This is a genomic window from Dialister sp. UBA1703 (assembly GCA_002320515.1).
In the GTDB taxonomy this organism is placed as follows: Bacteria; Bacillota; Negativicutes; order Veillonellales; family Dialisteraceae; genus Dialister.
On sequence record DCJJ01000150.1, the window covers coordinates 1 to 21,991 of the forward strand.

At 49.7% G+C, this 21,991-nt stretch carries 24 protein-coding genes and 1 other annotated feature; of the genes, 5 read left to right on the forward strand and 19 right to left on the reverse strand.

Annotation, left to right across the window (positions count from 1 at the left end):
- Positions 1-240: 240 nt before the first annotated feature.
- The 5 genes from rplT to thrS all read right to left on the reverse strand — a co-directional run bounded on the left by rplT (position 241) and on the right by thrS (position 3,838).
- Positions 241-591: a 50S ribosomal protein L20 gene (gene rplT / locus B2Y11_RS06625; RefSeq protein ID WP_291057535.1), complete on the reverse strand. Its 351-nt coding sequence runs from the start codon at positions 589-591 to the stop codon at positions 241-243.
- A 17-nt stretch (positions 592-608) separates the two neighbouring features.
- Positions 609-806 carry a 50S ribosomal protein L35 gene (rpmI, locus tag B2Y11_RS06630; protein ID WP_008858952.1) on the reverse strand — a complete coding sequence of 66 codons (198 nt, stop codon included), beginning with the start codon at positions 804-806 and terminating at the stop codon, positions 609-611.
- Positions 807-821: 15 nt separating this feature from the next.
- Positions 822-1,358 carry a translation initiation factor IF-3 gene (gene infC, locus B2Y11_RS06635; protein ID WP_071986741.1) on the reverse strand — a complete coding sequence of 179 codons (537 nt, stop codon included), beginning with the start codon at positions 1,356-1,358 and terminating at the stop codon, positions 822-824.
- Between the two features lie 136 nt (positions 1,359-1,494).
- Positions 1,495-1,929, reverse strand: coding sequence for a HutP family protein (locus B2Y11_RS06640; protein WP_291057539.1), 435 nt, complete (start codon positions 1,927-1,929; stop codon positions 1,495-1,497).
- Between the two features lies 1 nt (position 1,930).
- Positions 1,931-3,838, reverse strand: a complete 1,908-nt coding sequence (gene thrS, locus B2Y11_RS06645; protein ID WP_291057541.1) for a threonine--tRNA ligase — start codon at positions 3,836-3,838, stop codon at positions 1,931-1,933.
- A gap of 83 nt (positions 3,839-3,921) precedes the next feature.
- Positions 3,922-4,125 (reverse strand) — a binding site (T-box leader).
- Between the two features lie 367 nt (positions 4,126-4,492).
- On the opposite strand from thrS, the gene B2Y11_RS06650 reads away from it, so the two are divergent.
- The 3 genes from B2Y11_RS06650 to B2Y11_RS06660 are packed head-to-tail and all read left to right on the forward strand — an operon-like array spanning position 4,493 to position 6,323.
- On the forward strand, positions 4,493-5,041 hold the full coding sequence (locus tag B2Y11_RS06650; RefSeq protein WP_291057543.1) for a thioesterase family protein: 549 nt from the start codon (positions 4,493-4,495) through the stop codon (positions 5,039-5,041).
- Entirely contained in the window at positions 5,038-5,190 is a 153-nt protein-coding gene (locus B2Y11_RS06655) for a hypothetical protein (RefSeq protein WP_291057545.1), read from the forward strand. Before B2Y11_RS06650 ends, B2Y11_RS06655 begins: the two co-directional genes overlap by 4 nt.
- Positions 5,191-5,195: 5 nt before the next feature.
- Entirely contained in the window at positions 5,196-6,323 is a 1,128-nt protein-coding gene (locus tag B2Y11_RS06660; protein ID WP_291057547.1) for a sodium ion-translocating decarboxylase subunit beta, read from the forward strand.
- A 72-nt stretch (positions 6,324-6,395) separates the two neighbouring features.
- Here B2Y11_RS06660 and B2Y11_RS06665 read toward each other — a convergent pair whose 3' ends face one another.
- The 13 genes from B2Y11_RS06665 to B2Y11_RS06725 form a co-directional block, all read right to left on the reverse strand.
- Positions 6,396-7,493 carry an MGDG synthase family glycosyltransferase gene (locus B2Y11_RS06665; protein ID WP_291057549.1) on the reverse strand — a complete coding sequence of 366 codons (1,098 nt, stop codon included), beginning with the start codon at positions 7,491-7,493 and terminating at the stop codon, positions 6,396-6,398.
- A gap of 160 nt (positions 7,494-7,653) precedes the next feature.
- A complete protein-coding gene (locus B2Y11_RS06670) occupies positions 7,654-8,142 on the reverse strand; it encodes a ferritin (protein ID WP_291057551.1) in 489 nt (162 codons plus the stop codon).
- Positions 8,143-8,335: 193 nt separating this feature from the next.
- Positions 8,336-9,637, reverse strand: coding sequence for a glutamate-1-semialdehyde 2,1-aminomutase (gene hemL, locus B2Y11_RS06675; protein WP_291057591.1), 1,302 nt, complete (start codon positions 9,635-9,637; stop codon positions 8,336-8,338).
- Positions 9,634-10,620, reverse strand: coding sequence for a porphobilinogen synthase (gene hemB, locus B2Y11_RS06680; RefSeq protein ID WP_291057553.1), 987 nt, complete (start codon positions 10,618-10,620; stop codon positions 9,634-9,636). The genes hemL and hemB overlap by 4 nt, the downstream gene beginning before the upstream one ends.
- The gene (gene cobA, locus B2Y11_RS06685; protein ID WP_291057555.1) at positions 10,532-12,136 is read right to left on the reverse strand and encodes a uroporphyrinogen-III C-methyltransferase; all 1,605 of its coding nucleotides are present in this window, start codon (positions 12,134-12,136) and stop codon (positions 10,532-10,534) included. The genes hemB and cobA overlap by 89 nt, the downstream gene beginning before the upstream one ends.
- Positions 12,137-12,156: 20 nt before the next feature.
- The gene (hemC, locus tag B2Y11_RS06690) at positions 12,157-13,086 is read right to left on the reverse strand and encodes a hydroxymethylbilane synthase (protein ID WP_291057557.1); all 930 of its coding nucleotides are present in this window, start codon (positions 13,084-13,086) and stop codon (positions 12,157-12,159) included.
- Positions 13,076-14,359, reverse strand: coding sequence for a glutamyl-tRNA reductase (hemA, locus tag B2Y11_RS06695; protein ID WP_291057559.1), 1,284 nt, complete (start codon positions 14,357-14,359; stop codon positions 13,076-13,078). The genes hemC and hemA overlap by 11 nt, the downstream gene beginning before the upstream one ends.
- Positions 14,328-14,966 (reverse strand): precorrin-2 dehydrogenase/sirohydrochlorin ferrochelatase family protein, encoded by a 639-nt coding sequence (locus B2Y11_RS06700; protein ID WP_291057561.1) that lies wholly within the window; start codon positions 14,964-14,966, stop codon positions 14,328-14,330. The genes hemA and B2Y11_RS06700 overlap by 32 nt, the downstream gene beginning before the upstream one ends.
- 273 nt (positions 14,967-15,239) lie before the next feature.
- Positions 15,240-15,515, reverse strand: a complete 276-nt coding sequence (locus B2Y11_RS06705; protein ID WP_291057563.1) for a metal-sensing transcriptional repressor — start codon at positions 15,513-15,515, stop codon at positions 15,240-15,242.
- Positions 15,516-15,531: 16 nt separating this feature from the next.
- Positions 15,532-16,299, reverse strand: a complete 768-nt coding sequence (locus B2Y11_RS06710; protein ID WP_291057565.1) for a ribonuclease HII — start codon at positions 16,297-16,299, stop codon at positions 15,532-15,534.
- Positions 16,300-16,301: 2 nt separating this feature from the next.
- Complete coding sequence (ylqF, locus tag B2Y11_RS06715) at positions 16,302-17,156, reverse strand: ribosome biogenesis GTPase YlqF (protein ID WP_291057567.1); 855 nt, start codon at positions 17,154-17,156, stop codon at positions 16,302-16,304.
- A 149-nt stretch (positions 17,157-17,305) separates the two neighbouring features.
- The gene (locus tag B2Y11_RS06720; RefSeq protein ID WP_291057569.1) at positions 17,306-18,298 is read right to left on the reverse strand and encodes an inorganic phosphate transporter; all 993 of its coding nucleotides are present in this window, start codon (positions 18,296-18,298) and stop codon (positions 17,306-17,308) included.
- Entirely contained in the window at positions 18,291-18,917 is a 627-nt protein-coding gene (locus tag B2Y11_RS06725; protein WP_291057571.1) for a DUF47 domain-containing protein, read from the reverse strand. The genes B2Y11_RS06720 and B2Y11_RS06725 overlap by 8 nt, the downstream gene beginning before the upstream one ends.
- Positions 18,918-19,318: 401 nt before the next feature.
- Here B2Y11_RS06725 and rbr point away from each other — a divergent pair, with 401 nt between their 5' ends.
- A complete protein-coding gene (gene rbr, locus B2Y11_RS06730) occupies positions 19,319-19,891 on the forward strand; it encodes a rubrerythrin (RefSeq protein WP_291057572.1) in 573 nt (190 codons plus the stop codon).
- A 44-nt stretch (positions 19,892-19,935) separates the two neighbouring features.
- Here the strand turns inward: rbr and B2Y11_RS06735 are convergent, their stop codons facing one another.
- Positions 19,936-20,361 carry an FKBP-type peptidyl-prolyl cis-trans isomerase gene (locus tag B2Y11_RS06735; protein WP_291057574.1) on the reverse strand — a complete coding sequence of 142 codons (426 nt, stop codon included), beginning with the start codon at positions 20,359-20,361 and terminating at the stop codon, positions 19,936-19,938.
- Between the two features lie 169 nt (positions 20,362-20,530).
- On the opposite strand from B2Y11_RS06735, the gene B2Y11_RS06740 reads away from it, so the two are divergent.
- Positions 20,531-21,697 (forward strand): nucleotidyltransferase family protein, encoded by a 1,167-nt coding sequence (locus B2Y11_RS06740; RefSeq protein WP_291057576.1) that lies wholly within the window; start codon positions 20,531-20,533, stop codon positions 21,695-21,697.
- Positions 21,698-21,991 lie beyond the last annotated feature (294 nt).

Here is a 21,991-nt window from a genome sequence, read left to right on the forward strand (position 1 = left end):
TTATAAGAATTTTTATGCACTGCTTCGTCATGGGACTCCTTAAATAGCTCGCTATTCGCGTCGTCCCATTCCTTGCATTGCATAAAAATTCAAGAATAAAAGCAGACAGTGATTTAATCAGCGCTTCCTTAACGGGCCTCCACCCCGATCCTGGTCCCGACTGCGCCTCAGGGGCGTCTTTATAAATTACTCAATAAAAAAAGCACCGCTTCCTGGGAAACGGTGTTTTCTTTCTGCTGATTAAGCGTTCTTTGCTGCTTCGCAGATCTTGGTGAAGCCTGCAGGATCATTGATAGCCAGTTCGGACAGCATCTTGCGGTTCACTTCGATACCTGCTTTGGTGAGGCCTGCAATGAGCTTGCTGTAGGTCAGACCATTCTGACGAGCTGCTGCATTGATACGAACGATCCAGAGTTTACGGAATTCTCTCTTCTTGGATCTGCGGTCTCTTCTTGCATAGTAGAGAGCCTTCATAACCAGTTCGTTTGCTTTTCTGAACTGGGTATGACGGGCACCTCTGTAGCCTTTAGCCAGTTTCAGAATCTTCTTATGTCTTGCATGGGCGGTTACGCCGCTTTTTACTCTTGCCATTCTCTAAATCCTCCTTATTAGCCGTTCGGAAGCAGTCTTGCTACACGTTTGTAATCAGATTTGGAAACCAGTGCTGCTTTTCTGAAGTTTCTCTTTCTCTTCGGGGACTTCTTTTCGAGAATGTGGCTCTTGAAAGCTTTATTTCTCTTGAACTGACCGGATCCGGTTTCGGTAAAACGTTTTGCCGCAGCGCGACGAGTTTTCATTTTCGGCATATCTGTCTCTCCTTTTTATGCTTTCGGGCCGATGACCATGGTCATATTACGCCCTTCTAATTTCGGTGGCTTTTCCCGAACAATGGAGTCACCGAGCTCTTTTGCAAAGCGATCGAGAACTTCCTGTCCCAGTTCGGGATGGCTCATTTCTCTTCCGCGGAACATAATGGTCACTTTGACCTTGTTTCCATCTCCGAGGAAACGCTGGGCATTTTTCAGTTTTACAAAGAAATCATGGTCTTCGATGTTTGGACGAAGTTTGACTTCCTTAATCTGGAATACCTTCTGTTTCTTCTTTGCTTCCTTATCACGTTTCTGCTGTTCATATCTGTACTTGCCATAATTCATGATACGGCATACCGGTGGGCGGCCGTTGGGCGCCACCTCGACGAGATCAAGTCCCTTTTCTTCCGCAATGCGGATTGCTTCATGGAGCGTCATGATCCCCAGCTGTTCGTTTGTATCACTGACTACACGGACTTCTCTGGCCCGAATCTGTTCATTGATACTCAGTTCTTTACCTATTCTTTTCACCTCCGAAAAAGAAATCATTGCAAGTAAAAGGCGGACAGCATACACCGTCCGCCCCGAGTTCATACGTAAACCTTAGTAGCCTGCGCCTTGTAAGGTGAGAAGCGGATGACTTCTGCTTGCAATTAATCACAGGACTAATAATACCTCATAAAGTTCAATCTGTCAAGTCATTTCGTAAAACGCGGTGAGCCAAGCCGATGGTGACTTCATTGAAATGAAGGACGCCAACGCCAACAAAAACAGCTACGCAGAGATGTTCTCTCCAGCGGGCAATACCGATCTTTCCACCTACATTCATACCGATAGCCATGAGCTTGACCTGTTCGATAGCGGATTCCATGGCGCCAAGGACGGAGCCATCTCCTACATGGGTATCAGAAATCACATGCTGCCTCTGGGCAGCCACAATGGCGGACTCAAAAATTTTAGGAAGAATATCCGTAAATTTTCCGCCAAAATTTACTGCTACGGAACGGATGCCCTGGGCTGCCAGTTTTTCCTTCAGCTCATTCTCATCCGCCCTTGTTTCCGACAAAGCCATGCGCACAGCAGCTCTTGCCACATCAGCGCTCTGAAATTCCCTCTGCATATCAGTATTCCCTGCTCTTGATTTCCTGCATCAGGCTGGCAATGAACATGGGAACCATCATGGAGCCCTTGTCGCCATCTTTGCGGCTTCTGATAGAAACGGTGTGAGACTTTTCTTCTTTATCCCCTACGATGAGCATGTAAGGAACCTTTTCCATCTGGGCTTTGCGGATCTTATAGCCCAAAGTTTCATTGGCCTCTTCCAGTTCTACGCGGATATTGGATTCGGAAAGGGTCTTAGCCACAGATTTTGCATATTCCAGATGTTTTTCGGTAACCGGAATGACCTTAACCTGTACCGGTGCAATCCATGTGGGGAATGCGCCGCCAAAGTGTTCGATAAGGATACCGATGAAACGTTCCAGGGAGCCGTAGCCTGCACGGTGCAGCATGACAGCTCTGTGTTTTTCTCCGTCTTCACCGACATAGTTCACGTCGAACCGTTCCGGCAGCTGCATATCCATCTGAATGGTGCCGCACTGCCAGGTACGTCCCAGGGAGTCCTGTACGTGGAAATCCAGCTTCGGTCCGTAGAATGCGCCATCCCCTTCGTTAATCTGGTAGGGAACGCCGGTCTTTTCGATGGCTTCACGGAGAGCGTTGGTGGAGATTTCCCACAGTTCATCGCTGCCCATGGAGTTTTCCGGACGGGTGGACAGTTCTACATGATATTCCAGGCCGAATACGCCGTACATCTTCTTATACATGGCCATGCACTTGATAACTTCTTCCTTCATCTGGTCCTGGGTCATGAAGATATGAGCATCATCCTGGGTGAAGCAGCGTACGCGGAAGAGTCCATGAAGAGCACCGCGGAGTTCGTGGCGATGAACCAGGCCGAATTCACCGACTCTCATGGGCAGGTCTCTGTAGGAGCGCTGCTGGGTCTTGAAATAAAGGATTCCGCCGGGACAGTTCATCGGTTTGATGGCATAGTCTTCATCATCGATTTTGGTGAAGTACATATTTTCCTTATAGTGATCCCAGTGGCCGGACTGGATCCAGAGCTGCTTGGAAAGGATGACCGGTGTCATGATTTCCACATAACCAAATTCTTTGAACAGTTCTCTTTCATAGTCCATAAGCATATTTCTGAGAGCCATTCCCTTTGGATGGAAGAATGGGAATCCCGGGCCTTCATCATGGAAGGAGAAGAGATCCAGCTGCTTGCCCAGCTTTCTGTGGTCTCTCTTTTCCGCTTCAGCACGGACAAAGAGGAAATGATCCAGATCTTCCTTCTTGAAGAAGGCGGTAGCGTAGATACGCTGGAGCATTTTGTTCTTGGAATCACCGCGCCAGTAAGCGCCGGCAACTGTCATAATCTTGAATACCTTTACTTTGCCGGTGGAACGCATGTGAGGACCGGCGCAGAGATCTGTGAAGTCGCCCTGTTCATACATGGAAATCTCAGCATCTTCCGGAAGGTCATTGATCAGCATAACCTTGTAATCCTGTCCCTTGTCCTGGAAGAACTTCAGTGCTTCATTGCGGCTGACTACTTTCTTTACCAGTGGAATGTTTTCCTTGGCAATCTTGGCCATTTCCTTTTCAATGGCTGCGAAATCTTCCTGGCTGAAAACATGGGCGGAGTCCAGATCATAGTAGAAACCGTCATCAATAGCCGGTCCGATGGCAAACTTGGTGACTGGGAACAGGTGCTGGATAGCCTGTGCCATTACATGGGAAGCGGTATGGCGTAGAGTAAAGAGACCTTCTTTATCTTCCTTTGTGAAGAATTCTACTTCTGCTCCGTCTACGATAGGATTACGAAGGTCTGTCAGTTCGCCATTCACCTTAGCCACAATGGCATCTCTGCCAAGGCTGTTGGAAATGGCTTTGGCTGCGTCAGCAAGAGATACAGCAGATTCAAACTGTTTTTCCTTGCCGTCTTTGAGTTTGATTGTAATCATGCAAATCTTCCTTTCTTCTTTGTTTCCAGGCCGCTGGGAACGGTCATCAGGGAAACTCAGTCATAAAAAAAACTTCCGTCCCACTAAGGGACGAAAGTTATCTTCCGCGGTTCCACCCAAATTAAAGCCATAGGCTTTACTCATAAGCTCGTAACGGCAGCCGGCCGGAAGGATTTCAATCCTTCTGTTCAGGAGCGGTAATCCATCCGTCATCATATCTGCTTGCACCAGCCACAGACTCTCTGAGAAGATATTCGAATGCATCGTGTCTCCGTCATCACGTTTATGAACATACTATAGTACGGCTCGCGCTTTTTGTCAAGAAAATTTAATAAAAAATGCGCCGCAGATGTCCATGAATTGACAGAAGAGGTGAGTGAGCCCCGTGGAAATGAAATTTCTCCGGATTTGTCTGCAAAATCAAAAACAACCAAAATTTTTGATTTTTTCTCTCCTCCCTGCCCCTAAAAATACATATATTTAAATCTATGAGACTGGATTCTGAGTTTTTTTAGTTTCTATCGAACTTCTATTTACTTTTTATGGATATTTTCATAACTTAATAATTATAATTTATTGTCTATATTATAGTGTATAATGCATTAATAGCGCTTATTTTTGTATTATTTTTCTATCAATCGGCAGGTTATAATCATGCCAGCAAATGCAAAGCCCCGGGACTTTTCCCGGTGCAGGGAAGATGGTACCTCTTCCCTCTTTAAGAGAAAGGACAATTTTATGGATACTCCTGCTATCAATATTTCCGATTTCCTGTCTGTGGGACAGAATGCCATGGCCACCAGGGTCATCTCACATGAAGACGCGGCAGACAACTATTCCAATGATTTTAAAAATCTTCTTGCCACACCCCGCCTCATTCACTGGGCCATCGACGCTTCCATTGAAGCCATTGACCCCTACCTTCCTGAAGAATACGCCAGTATCGGCCTTTCCATTAATTTCGTTCACACCGCCCCTTCCAGCCTGGGCATGACAGTCACCGTACACGCTTCCATCATTGCCATCACCGACAGGGATGTCACTCTTTCCATCAAGGCCTGGGATGAACAGGGTGAAATCGGACATGGACTTTTAAAGCGTTCCATCGTACTGAAGAAAACCGTGCTGGATAAAGCAGAAGAAAGGACAAGACTGCTCCTCATCCGTCAGGCAAACGAGCAGATCAGGAACATGAACATATGATGACATTACCGGATAATTTAACAGGCGCACTGATTCTTTCAGTGATTGATTTCTTCCTCAGCTTCATTTTTATTTCCTTCATCGGAGTGGTGCTCCACTTCTTTCCCCTTCTCAATAAGCTGGGAAGCATTTCTGAACGAAAGGACTGACTTTCATGGATTCTCTCATGAGCACCCTCTTAACAGAGCTTTTTTACCAGACCGGTCTTTCCGACCTGTCTCTGGGAAATCTTATCATGATTACCGCAGGCCTGGTACTGCTGTACCTGGGCATTGTAAAGAAATATGAACCCTTCCTGCTGGTGGGCATCGGTTTTTCCTGCATTGTGGCTAATGTGCCCGGTTCAACCCTCACTTCTGACGGCGGCCTTTTCTGGTATGCCTACCAGGGAGTGGAAAAACTCATCCTTCCTCCCCTCATTTTTCTGGGCGTAGGCGCCATGACGGACTTCGGCCCCATGATTGCCAATCCCAGCCTTGTCATCCTTGGTGCTGCTGCCCATCTGGGCATTTTCGTAGCCCTCGTCGGAGCCCAGCTTCTGGGCTTCAACCTGGGAGAAGCTGCTTCCATCGGTATTATCGGCGGTGCCGACGGCCCCATGGCCATTTACACTACCATGAAACTAGCTCCCCACCTGCTGCCACAGATTTCCGTAGCTGCCTATTCCTATATGGCCCTCATGCCCCTCATCCAGCCGCCTATTATGAAGCTTCTCACCACGAAAGAAGAAAGAAACGTGATGATGAAACAGCCCCGCTTTGTATCCCGTCTTGAAAAAATCGCTTTTCCCATTGTCATGGCTTTCATGGTCAATCTGTTCCTGCCGCCGGTGGCACCGCTCATTACCATGCTTATGCTGGGAAATCTGCTCCGTGAGTGCCTGGCAGTGACCAAACTGGCAGAAACTGCTTCCAACGCCCTGCTGAACATTGTCACCCTGGTACTTACCGTAGCCATCGGCTCCACCATGGCAGCAGATACCTTCCTCACCGGAAGCACCATCCTCATCATCGCCCTGGGCCTTGTAGCCTTTGCCTTCGGCACCGGCTCCGGCGTAGTTTGTGCCAAAATCATGAACCGCCTTTCCGGCGGACGGATCAATCCCCTGATCGGCTCCGCAGGTATCGCCTCCGTCCCCATTGCCGCCAGAGTATCCCACCTGGTGGGACAGAGAGAAAACAGAAGGATTTTCCTCCTCATGCATGCCATGGGGCCGAACCTTTCCGGCGTATTCGGTACCGCCATTTCCGGCGGCATTATGCTGGCTCTCCTGGCAAAATAATCAAATACATTGAAGATATAAAAAGCATTGAAGAAATGAGCCATTTCCTCAATGCTTTTTGATTGGTATATTTCATAATAAATCATAGAGAACTTTCACCACATCCCGTGCGCTGTCAGGATGGACATCGCCGCAGGAGGCGGCCATCCGGCTCCTGACATCCGGATTTCTTAAAATACGGCGTGCCGTTTCCGCCAGTTCTCCCCTCTTCACCCATTCCGCACAGCCCTGCTTCTTCATGTGAAGGGCATTGGCCCTTTCCTGCCCGGGCAGCGTATTCACCAGAACCATGGGAAGGTGCATCACCATAGCTTCCGTGCAGGTCAGGGCCCCCGGCTTGGTCACCAGGATTTCACTTCTGGCCATGATTTCCGCCACCTTATTGGTATAGCTGTGCAGCTCTACGGGATGGTGAAGTTTATCGGAAAGAGCCGCTACTTTTTCGTAAAGATCAATATTTTTCCCTGTAATGACGATAAATTTGGAGATTTCATCTACCTCATCAAGCCGGACAATGTTATCTACCACATTTCCAAGCCCCAGGCCGCCGCCCATGACAAGAACGGCTCCCTTTTCAAAAGGCTTCTTTTGGGCAGCCTTCTCATAAAAAGAGCGGCGTACCGGAATGCCGGTGACATGGATCATATGGCCCGGTACATCATAGCTCTCCATAAGCGTTTTTAAATCGGGAGTGGCCACGCAGAATCCATCCAGATGATGATCCACCCAGAGCTGATGAATATCAAAGTCCGTAATCACGCCAAGAAGGGGGACGCTGATTTTCCCCTCCCCCTTCAGCAGATCCGCTGCCCCTGCCGGAAAAGGATGGGTAAAAATCACAGCGTCCGGCTTCAGTGTGCTCACCAGATTCTTCATTCGCCTCTTAAAGGTGAGAGAGAGCATATACTGGGATGCTTTCCCAAACTGGCTGTTTTGGGAATCGCTGTACAAATGGTCATACATGGAAGGAAATACATCGATCATTTTCAGATAAGTATCTTTAATGATGTGATCCACCGACAGTTTATTATTGGAAACGAAATCAAGAACGCTGACCGAATCGGAGGGATGGGTAGACTGGATGGCCTCCGCAATGGCCCTGGCTGCCTGACTGTGTCCTGTTCCTATGCTGGCTGTCAAAATAATAAACTTACGCGGTTTGTCCCACATGGCAGTACCCCTTTTCTTTACTCTACCGTTAAATTATATCATAGCCGGCGGCAGGCGTGTACATTTCGATGAAAGAAAAGTGAGTCCCCAGCGGTATCAGTGCTTCCCTGACAACAATAAAAAATACCTCCCGCAAAGGAGGTATCTTTTATTGATAAAATCAGCGATTTCCCAGATGAGCGTCGAACATGAAGAGCAGTCCTTCGCAGCCCTGCGCTTTTTCAAAGCCTGTCACATTGTCACGGGCATTCACTTCTTCTTCAATCTGTTCAGTAATGAACCACTGGAGGAATACTTCGGTTTCCAGGTCTCCTTCTTCACGAGCCATCTTGAAGAGGCTGCGGATGGATTCAGAAACTGCTTCTTCATGGGCCAGGGAATCTTTGGCTGCATCCAGAGGATTGTCGTAATGTTTCTTTACCCCTTCTACGGAGTCAAAGTCTACGACGCCATCTCTGTCTTCTACATAGGCAATGATTTTGAAAGCATGTTCTCTTTCTTCTTCATACTGCTTGTCCAGCCATTTAGCATAGCCGTTAAGAGCAAGGTTCTTCATGTCATGGGACATGGCGCGATATAAATAACCGGAAGCAAGTTCCATATTGATCTGCTGATTCAGTGCTTTTAAGAGTTTTTCGGATAATTTCATAAAAATCTCTCCTTTTTCGTCTACACATTCTGAGGCCCATCATCGAACCCCTTCGATATTTATATTATAGCATGGAGATTTATCGAAGTAAAGGGTGTTAAAATTTTTTTGTATCCTATATTTTTTTGTATCCTACACTATAAATAACATAAAAAACGCGGTATTCCTTTTGGGCATACCGCGTTTTACTGTTTTATCTGATTTCTGCTGCTTTTTCCATGGCTTTTTCTGCTGCCTGGATAGTCTTTTCAATGTCTTCGTCACTGTGGGCATAGGACATGAAAAGGGTTTCAAAGGGAGAAGGTGCCAGATAGATGTGCTGGTCAAGCATGGAGAGGAACCAGGCTTTGAACTGCGCCGCATTGGCGCTGCAGGCGTCGTGATAATTGAGCACGTCTTTTTCGGAGAAGAAAATACCGAACATGGAACCGGACTGGTGGCATACAAGGGGTACCCCTGCTTTGTCTGCAGCCTGTTTCCAGCCTGTCAGGAGGTCCTTTGTTTTCTTTCCCAGAATTTTATCAAAGTCCGGAATGGCCATCATCTGCTTCAGTGTTTCGATGCCGGCAGTGACTGCCAGGGGATTGCCGGACAGGGTGCCGGCCTGGTAGACGGAACCGTCAGGAGCAATGCAGTTCATGATTTCCCTTCTGCCGCCGTAAGCTGCTGCAGGAAGTCCGCCGCCGATGATTTTTCCAAGACAGGTCATGTCCGGATGAATATGGTAACGGGCCTGGGCACCGTGGAAGGAGGTACGGAAACCGCACATGACTTCGTCGAAAATAAGGACGGTGCCGTGTTTTTCCGTTTCCCTGCGGAGGGTTTCCAGAAAACCTTCCACCGGCGGTACGCAGCACATATTGCCTGCCACCGGTTCCACAATGACAGCAGCGATTTCATCGCCCTTTTCATCCATCATTTTGGTAAAGGCAGGAATATCATTGTAGGTAACTACCAGGGTGTCCTGGGCCGTTCCTTTTGTAACGCCTGCACTGTCAGGACTGCCGAAGGTGGCAGCGCCGGAGCCGGCTTTCACCAGAAGGCTGTCCCCATGACCGTGGTAGCAGCCTTCGAATTTCAGGATCTTGTCCCTGCCGGTATAGCCTCTGGCGGCACGGAGAGCGCTCATGGTGGCTTCGGTGCCGGAGTTGACCATGCGCATTTTTTCAATGGATGGATAAACCTGGTGGATGAGTTCGGCAATTTCCGTTTCCATCACTGTAGGGGCGCCGTAGCTGGTGCTTCTTTCAGCGGCTTTCTGGATGGCTTTGATTACAGCCGGATGGGCGTGGCCCAGGACCATGGGACCCCAGGAGCCTACATAGTCAATGTAAGTGTTGCCGTCGATATCGGTGATATGGGATCCATGGGCTTCCTGGATGAAGGGAGGCGGGCAGCCCATATGAGGATAGGAGCGCACAGGGCTGTTGACGCCGCCGGGCATATATTTTTTAGCTTCTTCAAAAGCGGCTTTGGACTTGGTGAGGTCGATCATTTCCCTGCTTCCTCCTTCATCCATTTAGCCACGTCAGGAGCATGGTAGGAAATAATGATATCAGCGCCGGCTCTCTTCATGCAGAGGAGGGATTCCATGACGATTCTCTTTTCGTCAATCCAGCCTTTAGCGGCAGCGGCTTTCACCATGGCGTATTCACCGGATACATTATAGGTTGCTACGGGACGGTTGATATGGTCTCTCACCTGGCGGACGATATCCAGATAAGCCAGAGCCGGTTTCACCATAATAATGTCGGCGCCTTCCGCCATATCCAGATCCACTTCCTTCATGGCTTCCCTGCTGTTGGCCGGGTCCATCTGGTAGCCTCTGCGGTCTCCGAACTGAGGCGCAGAGTCAGCTGCATCACGGAAGGGTCCATAGTAGCCGGAAGCGTATTTCACTGCATAGGACATGATGGAAACGTCATGGAGATCATTGGCATCCAGAGTTTCCCGGATTTTTGCCACACGGCCGTCCATCATATCTGAGGGAGCCACAATTTCGGCACCGCATTCAGCCTGGGACAGGGCTACTTTAGCCAGAAGTTCCAGGGTGGGGTCGTTATCCACTTCATGACCTTTGAGCTGACCGCAGTGGCCGCTGTTTGTGTACTGGCAGAGGCAGACATCCCCAACGATAACCAGGTCCGGCACCGCTTCCTTAATGGCGCGGATGGCACGCTGCACAGGGCTTGTCATATCCCAGGCAGAGGAGCCAATGTCGTCCTTGTATTCAGGAAGGCCGAATACTTCCACTGCCGGAATACCCATTTTGTAAATTTCTTCCGCCACTTTCACCGCATTATCCACAGAAAGATGGTACTGTCCGGGCATGCTGGGGATTTCTTCCTTCACGTTGGTGCCGGGAACGACGAAAATAGGATAGACGAAATCATTCAGTTCCAGGGAGTTTTCCCTGACCATGGAGCGAATGGCTTCCGTTTTTCTCAGTCTTCTTGGACGAAGTGTGTTTAATTTCATTTCTTTCGACTCCTTTTTCAATTGCATTGACAAGGCCATCAATCGTATAGACATCAGAAATGATGGATGGTTCCAGATGATATTTACGGCATGTAGCAGCTGTAATCGGTCCGATGCACGCCAGGGCAACTCCTTCCAGAAGTTCCGTTTTTCCGTCAATCTGGTTCATGAGATTGTATACGGTGGAGGAACTGGTAAAGGTAATGATGTCGGCACCGTGATGCTCCAGCACGTCCAGCAGTTCTTCCCGATGGGCCATGTCCGGTTCGGTGCGGTAGGCTTCCACCACATCCACCCGGCATCCCAGGTCCCGAAGTCCTTCGGGAAGAACGCTTCTGGCCACTTTGGCTCTGGGAATAAGTACTTTTTCATCCCCCTTCAGGAGAGGCTTCATTTCTGCCAGCAGGTTTTCAGCCTTGTACTTTGCCGGCACGCAGTCCGCATGGAGGCCGTGACGGGTCAGCTGGCGGGCCGTAGCCGGTCCGATGGCGCCGATTTTCAGGTGCCCAAGGGCTCTGGCATCTTTTCCGGAACGATAGAGGCGGTTAAAGAAATAATCCACCCCGTTCTGGCTGGTAAAGATAAGCCAGTCATACATTTCAAGACGGCTCAGTGCTTCATCCATACCCTTGAAATCGTCAGACGGGTCTTTAATGGCAATGGTAGGAATTTCTATGGTTTCTGCGCCCTTCCGGTCCAGTACATCCACCAGATGGGACGCCTGGCTCCGGGAGCGGGTAACGATAATCCGCTTTCCAAAAAGGGGACGGTTATCAAACCAGCGCATTTCGCTTCGAAGATTGACCACACTTCCAACCACGAAGACCGCCGGCGGCTTAATGCCCATTTTTTCTACATCCTCCGCTGCCCTGCCAAGGGTAGTGGTATAGGTTTCCTGGTAGGGACGGGTGCCCCAGCGCACAAAAGCGGCCGGTGTGTCGGCGCTTCTGCCGTATTTCATAAGCTGGGACGCAATGAGAGCAGTATGGCCTACGCCCATGAGGAAAATGAGCGTGTCCACACCGCCGGCCAGCTTATCCCAGTGAATGGAGGACTGATCCTTGGTGGGATCCTCATGGCCTGTAATTACCGCAAAGGAAGCGGCCACGCCGCGATGGGTGACAGGAATGCCTGCATAAGCAGGGGCTGCAATAGCACTGGTCACGCCGGGCACTTCTTCAAAGGAGACGCCTGCCTCGCGAAGCACCTCGATTTCCTCTCCTCCCCTGCCGAAAACGAAGGGATCACCGCCTTTGAGGCGGGCCACAATCTTCCCTTCCTTTCCCTTTTCCGCCAGGAGAAGGCTGATTTCATGCTGCTTCATGGTGTGACATCCGGCCTTCTTGCCCACGTACACATACTCCGCATCCGGCCGGGCGTACCGAAGGAGCCGCTTGTCCGCCAGGTAGTCACCTACGATGACGTCCGCTTCTTCCAGGCACCGCTTCCCTTTCAGTGTCAGAAGTTCCGGATCTCCGGGACCTGCACCGATTAAATACACTTTCCCTTTTTTCATGAAAAATCTCCTCACTTCAACTATATTTTCTGCAGTTTTTCAAGAATGTCCCGTCCGCCTTCATCCAGAAGCCTGCCGGCCATATCGCTTCCCAGGTCTTCTGCTTTGGCAATGGAGCCTTCTGTCTTTCCGCGGTAAAGTTTCTTTCCATCGGGGGAAGCGATGAAAGCTTCCACCTGAATCCGGTCTTTCCCGCCGGGAACGGCATAAATGCCTGCAGGCACCTTGCAGTCGCCGCCAACCTTGGCCAGGAAGGCCCGTTCTGCACGAATACAGGAAGCCACCTCGTGATCATGAAGGAAGGACAGGAGCTCCAGTGTATCCCTGTCATCGCTTCTGGCTTCCACCGCCATGACTCCCTGTCCGGCAGCAGGAATGCTGTCTTCCGTAGAAATATAGGCGGTAATGCGCTCTGCCAGTCCCAGACGCTTCAATCCGGCAGCTGCCAGGATGACGGCATCAAAGTCTCCCTCATCCAGATGACGGAGACGGGTCTGCACATTGCCGCGAAGAGAGCGGATTTCCAAATCCGGCCTTTCATGAAGAAGCTGGGCCTGCCTGCGAAGGCTGGAGGTGCCTACTCTGGCCCCAGCCGGGAGTTCCGCCAGAGATTTATATTTGTTGGAAACGAAGGCATCTCTGGGGTCTTCTCTTTTGGTGACTGCCGCAATGGTGAGCCCCTCGGGGCATTCTGCAGTCATATCCTTCAGGGAATGGACCGCAATATCTGCTTTTCCTTCCAGCAGAATCACTTCCAGTTCCTTGATGAAAAGCCCCTTTCCGCCGATTTCTACCAGCGGGCGGTCAAGAATCTGGTCCCCCTTGGTGGTTACAGGGAGGAGTTCCACCACAAGTCCCGGATACTTTTCTTTCAGCCTGTTTTCTACATAATGGGCCTGCCAGAGAGCCAGAAGGCTTTCCCTGGTGGCAATGGTAATTTTATTTTTCAAGTTCCTGCCCCTTTCTTACATCCAGTTTGAACAGGCGGGCTACAGCAGACTTATCTTCCGATTCCCATTCCGTACCGGCATATTCATTGAGGTGAATCATAGGCTCACGCAGAATCTTACGCACAATCATATGGGTCATATGGGACAGCACCTTCTTATCCTCATCGGTAAGTCCCTCGATTTTAGCAAGACCGTGGCGGAGCTCCCGCTGCCGGATTTCCTCAGCCTTATCAGAAAGAGATACCATAACCGGACGAGTGCTTAAATATTTGAAACGATCCTCAATGGATTCGATTTCTTCCTGCACGATCACTTCAGCCCGCTGTGCTTCCTCTTCGCGGAAGCGGATGTTATTGGCCACGATTTCCTGCAGGTCATCGATATTATAGAGTGTCACGTTGCGGATACTGCCTACTTCCGGTTCAATGTCACAGGGCACAGCAATATCGATGGCCACCAGGGGACGGTTTCCACGGCGCATCATGAGATTTCTCACATCCCAGGCCTTTACGATGTACTGGGATGCGCCGGTGGCGGTAACGATAATATCCACATCATCTGCATGGGACAGGGCAGAATGGAAAGGAACGGCCTCGCCATGTATCTTGGCGGCCAGGTCTTCCGCCTTATCCATGTGGCGGTTGGTTACAATCACCTTTTTAAGCCCTTTGCCCATGAGGTTCTTCACAAGAAGTTCGGCTGCCTCGCCGGCGCCGAACACCATGGCAGTCCGGTCATCCAGACCGCCCAGGATTTTTTCAGCCAGCTTCACCGCCGCATAGCTCACGGACACGGCGCTGTAGGAAATACGGGTTTCCGTACGTACTCTTTTGCCGGTAGTAATGGCCCGATGGAAAAGGGTGTTCAAAATCGTTTTTGTTGCCTTTTCGGAAAGAGCCATGGTGTAGGCTGTCTTGATCTGGTTTAAAATCTGGCTTTCGCCAATCACCATGGAGTCCAGCCCCGATGCTACCTCAAAGAGGTGACGGATGCAGGCTTCTCCTTCAAAATAGAAGAAATACTCCTTCTTTGCCTCGCTGTTTCCGGAAAGGGCAAGAAAGAACTTTTCTAGTGTTTTTTTAGCACCGGCATCCTTTAATACTGCATAAATTTCGGTTCTGTTGCAGGTGGAAAGGACCACCGCCTCCTCAATGCCTTCCTCTCCATCCAGATGGCGGAGACCACTTCTGGCACTTTCCTCGGAAATCGCAAACTGTTCCCTTATATCTACGGAAACAGTTTTATGATTCAGACCTAATACAACCAACTGCATGACGCACACGCTCCTCTGCTTCGTCTAATTTCCCTGAAATCACAAGATTCATAATCTCATCATCAAAAACAACATGCCAAAAATTTTCCCGCACTCTGCTTTCACCAACCTCTTTCTTCAGCTCCAGCCGAAGCTCTGCCACCCGGTCCAGCCAGGCACCAAAAGAAGGAGGAATCTTTTCCTTCAGCCAGTTCTTCACATATTTTGCCATGGCCGGTGAACGGCCATCAGTGGAAACGGCAAAGTGAATCCCCCCTGTTTCAAAGGCAGCCGGAAGCGAACAGTTTCCAAGGGACGGGAAATCCGCTGCATTATATAGGAATGACCTCCGGAGAGCTTCCTCATGAACCTCATCCGCCACATTCTTCACACCTGAGGCAGTCACCACAAAAGGATACCCGGCGGCATCCCCCCGGCGATAGAGTGCCTTCTTCCAGAAAATACGCTTTTCCCTGAAGTACTGTTCCAGCTCCGGGCAGATTTCCGGAGAAAGGACAGTTACCTCTGCGCCTTCCGAAAGAAGTTTCCTCACCTTGCGAAGCGCAATATGCCCTCCGCCAATGACCAGACAGGAAACGCCCTTCATCTGTATATTGACAGGATACAAAAAGAAACCTCCCATATAAATGAACTGCAGGATAAGAAAAACGCTATCTTATGCTACAGATAAAATTGTATCACTCTAACAGTCCAGTGACAACAAAAGCAGGGCTTTGAAAGAGAGTTCTAATGATGGCATAGATAGGCATAATTTTATCTCATTCCCCTGATATTTTATTATCAAATTTCATGCATTTCCCATTTATAATTAAGCATTGGACATGCCGAAAGGCAGAATGAATAGAAACAGCTGATTTCCTGTGAATAAATCAGTGCTTCCCTAAATAATATTGGAGAACCGCTCCACCGCTTTAGCAAACTTTGCAATGGTTTCCTCTGCATCTCCCTGTTCGATGCCATCCCGCACGCAATGCTGAAGATGGCCTTCCAAAATAATCTGCCCCACTTTGTGAAGAGCCGATTTGGCTGCATTCACCTGGGTGATGACATCCTCGCAGGGTACATCCTCATCCACCATGCGGTCGATAGCCTGCACCTGTCCTACTATTTTTTTCAGCCGCCGGTGAAGGTTTTCTGCATCCATACATTGTTTCATATGTTTCTCCTCTCTTTTACCATCCTTCGTAAAGCATGGTCTTCACAGGCTCAAAGCTTTTCCTGTGAATAGGCGTAATGCCCAGCCGGTGAAGAGCCTCTATATGTTCCGCCGTTCCATAGCCCTTGTTCTGGGAAAAACCATAGCCCGGATACTGTTTGTCATACGCATCCATGAGATGATCCCTGTATACCTTGGCTGCAATGGAGGCGGCAGCCACCGAGGCACTCCTGGCATCGCCATGGACCATGGACACCGTAGGAAATGGAAAATGAAGAGGCATGGCATCTACAATGACCGCATCGGGCTTCACATGAAGATTCCTTACAGCCTGGTACATGGCTGTCATGGTGGCCTGGTAAATATTCAAGGCATCGATTTCCTCAGGCGGCAGGCTAACAATGGATACCTCCACCGCCTCCCTGTGGATTTTTTCCGCCAGCACTTCCCTGTGCTTCGGCGTCACTTTTTTGGAATCGTTCAAGCCTTCCGCAAACCAGTGGGGCTTTAATATCACCGCCGCCACAGTCACCGGGCCGGCCAGAGGTCCTCTTCCCACTTCATCGATTCCTACCACATGGGTAAGCCCCCGCTTGTAGAATTCGCTTTCCACTTCATAGAGAGACTCCACCCGCAGCCTTTCTCTGCTTTCCCTCTCCAGGCGGCGCATGTAGGAAGAAACAAGCTGCTGCACCCCTTTACGTGAATCTGCCAGGATTTCCTTCATCACTTCGTCCGGCACATCATCCTGCTTTAGGATATCCCTGATTTCTGCGATTTTCATGGTCAGTCCTCCGCCGGCACCGGATCCAGGGTGATTCTTCCCAGCTTACCGCTTCTGAAATCATGGAGCACCGCCGTTTCCGCCCGGTCATAGTCGATGGCACCGCCGGGAAGGAGGCATCCCCTTCTCCGTCCTGCCGCTTCCAGCAGCAGCTGGGGATCCTGGTGCACATCTTCAATACGGTATACATCCATCAGAACCTGGGGTTCCGTCTCCGCCAGGGAAGACAGAAGCACCGGTACCACCTCATCAGAATTGAATACATCCCCTGCTATAGCCCCTGTGGCAGCCAGGCGAAGAGCCGCGGTCTGGTCATCAAACTTCGGCCACAAAACCCCCGGCGTATCCAGAAGGTCCAGTCCCTCCGAAAGGCGGACCCACTGCTTGCCCCTGGTATGACCCGGCGTATTGGCTGTCCGGGCCGCCGCTGTCCCTGCCAGAAAATTGATAAGGGATGACTTCCCTACATTGGGAATGCCCAGAATCATAAGCCTTACGGACCGGTTTTTCAACCCCTTTTTATACCACCTGTCCAGAATCGGTTTTGCCGTTTCCCGAATGAGGGAGAGCAGCTTCTTTTTATTCTTCCCATTTCCTACGCTCATAGGCACTACAGGAATATTTCTCTTTTTATAAAAAGAAATCCACTGATCCGTTTTCTTCGGATCTGCCAGATCCGCCTTATTCAGAATAACGATACGGGGCTTTCCCTTCACCAGCTCTTCCACCATGGGATTGGCACTGGACGCAGGAATCCTGGCATCCAGCAGTTCTGCCACCACATCCACCGCCTTCAAATGATCCTCGATCATTCTCTTCGTCTTGGTCATGTGGCCTGGGAACCATTGAATTAACATATACACCTCCCGGTATACCCATCCCGGGTTACCTATACGAGTACCATTTTAACATAAATTAAAGAAATTGGATATGTTGGAAAATGATGAGACGTAAAAAAGGGCTGTGAAAAAAATGTAAATCATTTTTTCACAGCCTCTTTACTTTCTTACAGAACATGCTTGATGATGAGATAGACCAGCGCTCCCACCGCTGCGGTACAGGGAATGGTCATAATCCATGCGGATACCATCTGGTAAGCCACGCTCCAGTGAACGGCACGGAAACGGGTAGCCCAGCCCACGCCCATGATGGACCCTGTCACCACGTGGGTGGTGGATACAGGAAGATGAAGCATGGTGGCGGAGAAAATGGTAATGGCGCTGTTCAGATCAGCTGCCAGGCCATTGACCGGCTGCATGCGGAAAATCTTATTTCCTACAGTACGGATAATCCGCCATCCCCCTACAGAGGTTCCCAGGGACATGGCCAGCGCACAGGCCACCTTCACTTCCCAGGGCACTTCCAGCTGGCCGATATAGCCGCCGGAAAGAAGGGCCAGGGTGATAATGCCCATGGATTTCTGTGCATCGTTGGAACCATGGGAAAAGGCCATAAGAGCAGCAGACGCCATCTGAATATGAGTAGCCACGTAATTCACCCGGGATTTTCCCACATTCCTGAAAGCAATGTACAGGATGGTCATGACGATATAGCCCGTAAGAAGGGCGCAGACCGGAGAAAGCACAAGGCCGATGACAATGGTCAGCACCCCTGCCAGATGGATAGCACCGGTGCCGTATGAAATGATGACGGCGCCGATAACCCCGCCGATGAGGGCATGGGAAGAACTGGAGGGCATGCCGATGCGCCAGGTGAAAAGGTTCCAGATAATGGCAGAGGCCAGGGCCGATGAAAGCACCACCGAATCCACCATATGGGGAGAAGTCACGATTTCCCCGCCGATGGTCTTGGCCACGCCGGTGGAAATCATGGCGCCTACGAAGTTCAGAATGGCTGACATGATAATAGCCACTTTAGGGCTTAATGCACGGGTAGCCACGCAGGTGGCAATGGCATTGGCGGTATCATGAAATCCATTGATGAAATCAAAACAAAGCGCCAGAATAACGACGATGACTATGATGTAGATATCAGGCATATTTCATGACCACCTCTTTAATCAGGTTGCCTACCCTCTCTGTCCGGTTAGCCGTATCTTCCATGGCCTCCATGATTTCCTTCCAGCGGATGATTTCCATCACCTCATGGGTACCGTCAAAAAGGTCAGAAATGGCGTTTCTGTAAATTTCATCTCCTTCACTTTCAAGGGCATTGATTTTTCTTGTCCGTTCGCTGATTTCCGTCTCATTCTTGTCAATATCCTTCAGCAGACGGAAAAGCACAATCAGTTCCGAAGACATTTCCACCAAGATGTCCGCCATCCTCAACGGCAGTTTGGAACCGATACCTGCATGATAGAGCTTCAGTGCCATCACCACATCCTGGATATCATCCACGCAGTCATCCAAAGTGGTGGTAAGCAGGAAGAAATCCTCCCTGTCGATGGGGGTAATAAACACATGACGCATCTTCGCCGAAATCTCATGGGTTACCTTATCGGCAGAATGCTCCAGATTCTTTACATCCTTTACGTACCGCTCCAGCTTGGACGGATCCTGCAGCACTTCCCGTGCCATTTGTGTCCCTTTGTGGAAATACTCTGCATTGGTAACAAGAAAATCAAAAAACTCTTCGTGCTTGTTGACAAGACTAAACATGGTGTCCTCCATAAAAAACGCACAAACTGTTAAGTTTATGGTACCGCATGAATGTAAAGAGAATGTAAAGTTTGTAAAAAAAGATATGGCTGTATGTTTCCTTTTCCTTATTATGGAATATTTTTTATAATTTTGAAACAGGCAGAGCGATTAGATTTCCATGAGAAATCCGGAAATATCCATCCCCAATCTATCTCTCCGCCGGGCGTCCATATTTTGTATCCCTTAATTATAGAATTTGGATGTTTAAAATATTCATTCGAGATTGCCATAATTATTAGGCCTCATCAGTACAAATTCTGCCATTTGACTTTTTTCTTTAATACGCCTATACTGAAGCTGTATGCAGGCAAATGCAAAAAATGATTCCATATCCTGCGATAAAAAAAGGAGGATTTATTATGAATGAAGCAAAAGTATTAGAAGAAATGAAAAGACTGAAAGGCACACAGACTGAAAAGAACCTGCGTGCTGCCTATGCCGGTGAATCCCAGGCTCATGTAAAATATAACCTCTTCGCCAACGAAGCAGAAAAGGATCCGGAATGCTCCCGCCAGATTGCAGACCTCTTCCGCGAAACAGCAAACAATGAAAGAGCCCATGCAAAAATCTGGTTCTGGCTGGTTGGAGACCTGAAGAAAACCACCGCTGAACATCTGAAGATGGCTGCTGAAGGCGAACATGATGAATGGACCTCCATGTATCCGGAATTTGCTGAAACCGCTAAAAAAGAAGGTTTCCCCCAGATTGCCTTCCTCTTCTCCAAAGTCGGCGAAATCGAAAAATCCCACGAAGCACGGTATAAACTGCTCCTCGCCAATGTGGAAAACGGCCAGGTATTTAAGAAGGGTGAAAAGAAACTGTGGATGTGCGCTAACTGCGGCTACACCGTAGAATCCGTAGAAGCCCCCCAGGAATGCCCGGTATGCGGCCATCCGAGAAGCTTCTTTGCTATCAAAGCTGAAAACTATTAATTTCACAGCATTCAAAAAGGACAGCCCCCGGGCTGTCCTTTTTATTATTCCACAGAAACCAGTTCGATTTTGAAGTTCAGTTCCTTCCCTGCCATTTCATGGTTGGCATCAAAGGTAATGGTTGTTTCTGTCTTGGCCGTTACCTTGACCGGGAAACGCTGGCCCATGGGGTCTGTCAGTACCACTCTGGCGCCTACAGGCAGCTCGGAAGAGCCGGGCATCTGGTCCATGTTGATTGTGAGGATATTCCGTTCATCCGGCATACCATAGGCTTCTTCCGGCATAAGGTGGATATTTTTGATTTCTCCTACTGCCATATCTTTCACCGCTTCGTCGAAACCTTTAATCATCTGGCCCGCACCGCAGATGAATTCCAGCGGTTCTCCCCGGTCATAGGAAGAATCAAATTTCGTGCCGTCATTAAAGGTGCCTTCATAGTGGACGCGGCATTTCTTATTTTCGTTGCTCATACATAACTCCATTCCGGAAAAGTACTATCATACTTCCCTAAACAATCCCGTCAACGGGTGAATACTGTCATTTATTATATCATGAATGAAAAGGGGCCGCGAGGAACCGGATTCTCCATTTCCTCCCCTGCTATGATAAAATAAAGCTATGAATAGAAGGGAGCACAGGATGAAACAGAAAACAATCGGAATCATTGCGGAATGGAACCCCTTTCACCGGGGCCACGAAGCCATGGTGCAGGAAGTACGGGCCCGTTTTGACGATGCCTTTATTATGGCAGTCATGAGCGGCCCTTTCGTACAGCGGGGAGAGCCTGCCCTCTTTGACAGCTGGACCAGGGCCAGGTGGGCTGCAGAAGGGGGAATAGATGCGGTTTTTGCCCTGCCGGTGCTCTATGCACTGCAGAGCGCCGATCATTTTGCAGCCTTTGGGGTAAAACTTCTGGCTGCCATGGGAGCGGAAGTCATTTCCTTCGGCACGGAAAGCCTTGATGAAGATGCTCTCTGGGAAGCTGCCTCCTTTTCCCTCACCCATACCTATCAAAAAGCATTCCACAGGGCATTAAAGGAAGGCTTTTCCTATGCAAGGGCTTCCTACGAAGCCATGAAAAGCCATTCTCCCTTTCTGGCAGATGAACTGTCCAAACCAAACAATCTTCTGGGATTCCGGTATACAGAAACCATCCTCAGAAATCATTTTCCCATGGAAATTGATGTGGTGCACCGGGACATGAACCATAATATTTCCGCCTCCGAGGCCAGGAAAGATCTTTTACTGCAGAGCAGCGGCAGTCTCCTCCCCTCCCGAAGCGCCGGTGAGGCGGAGTCCCTTATAAAGTCCGGCCATTTCTCCGACTTTTCCCGCTTTGAGGATGCCTGCCTTCTCCATGCCCGCCTTCTTTCGGAAAAAGAGCTTTCAGAAACCGGCCTTTTTACAGAGGGACTGGACCATAAATGGTTTAAAGAAATGGGAAATCCCGATTATGAAACCATGCTGTCTGCCATTAAGAGCAAACGCTACCTTTACAGCCGCCTGAAACGGCTGGGAGCCCGGCTCCTTCTCTCCGGCAGAGGCCCCTCCCCTTTTACCGCCCCTCCCCCACCCTCCTATGCCCGCCTCCTTGCCCTCAGGCGGGAAAAAAGCAGCGCTTTGCGGAATATTTCCCTTCCTGTCATTACCAGTATGGCCCGGGCCATGAAGGAGGCCGGTGAATCCACCCGCCTTTCCCTTGCCATGGACATCCGCGCCGGTGACGTGCAGGCCTGGTGCCAGGCATCCCCTCGCTTCAGAAGCGGAAGACAGGAATTTTATCATTCGCCGGTGATTGTGGATTAAGGTTTAAGGAAAAAGAGGCTGTGAAAAATGACAAAATTTTTTCACAGCCTCTTTTTGCTGGTTCAGAGAGGAAGGTTGACGGCCCTTCATGCCCGAGGGTTGTGGATTGCCCATGGAGCCACTACGTGGCAGGGTTCAAAGGGTTCAGAGGAGAAGGATTGCCACCGAAGGCGGCAATGATTATAAAGTCAGCGTTACGGGATTACCCTCCCGCTGCTTAAATCACGCTAAGCATTCTGCTGAACTGGCCACTGGCGTGGCCACCCCCTATCCGGCTGCGCCGGACTCCCCCCT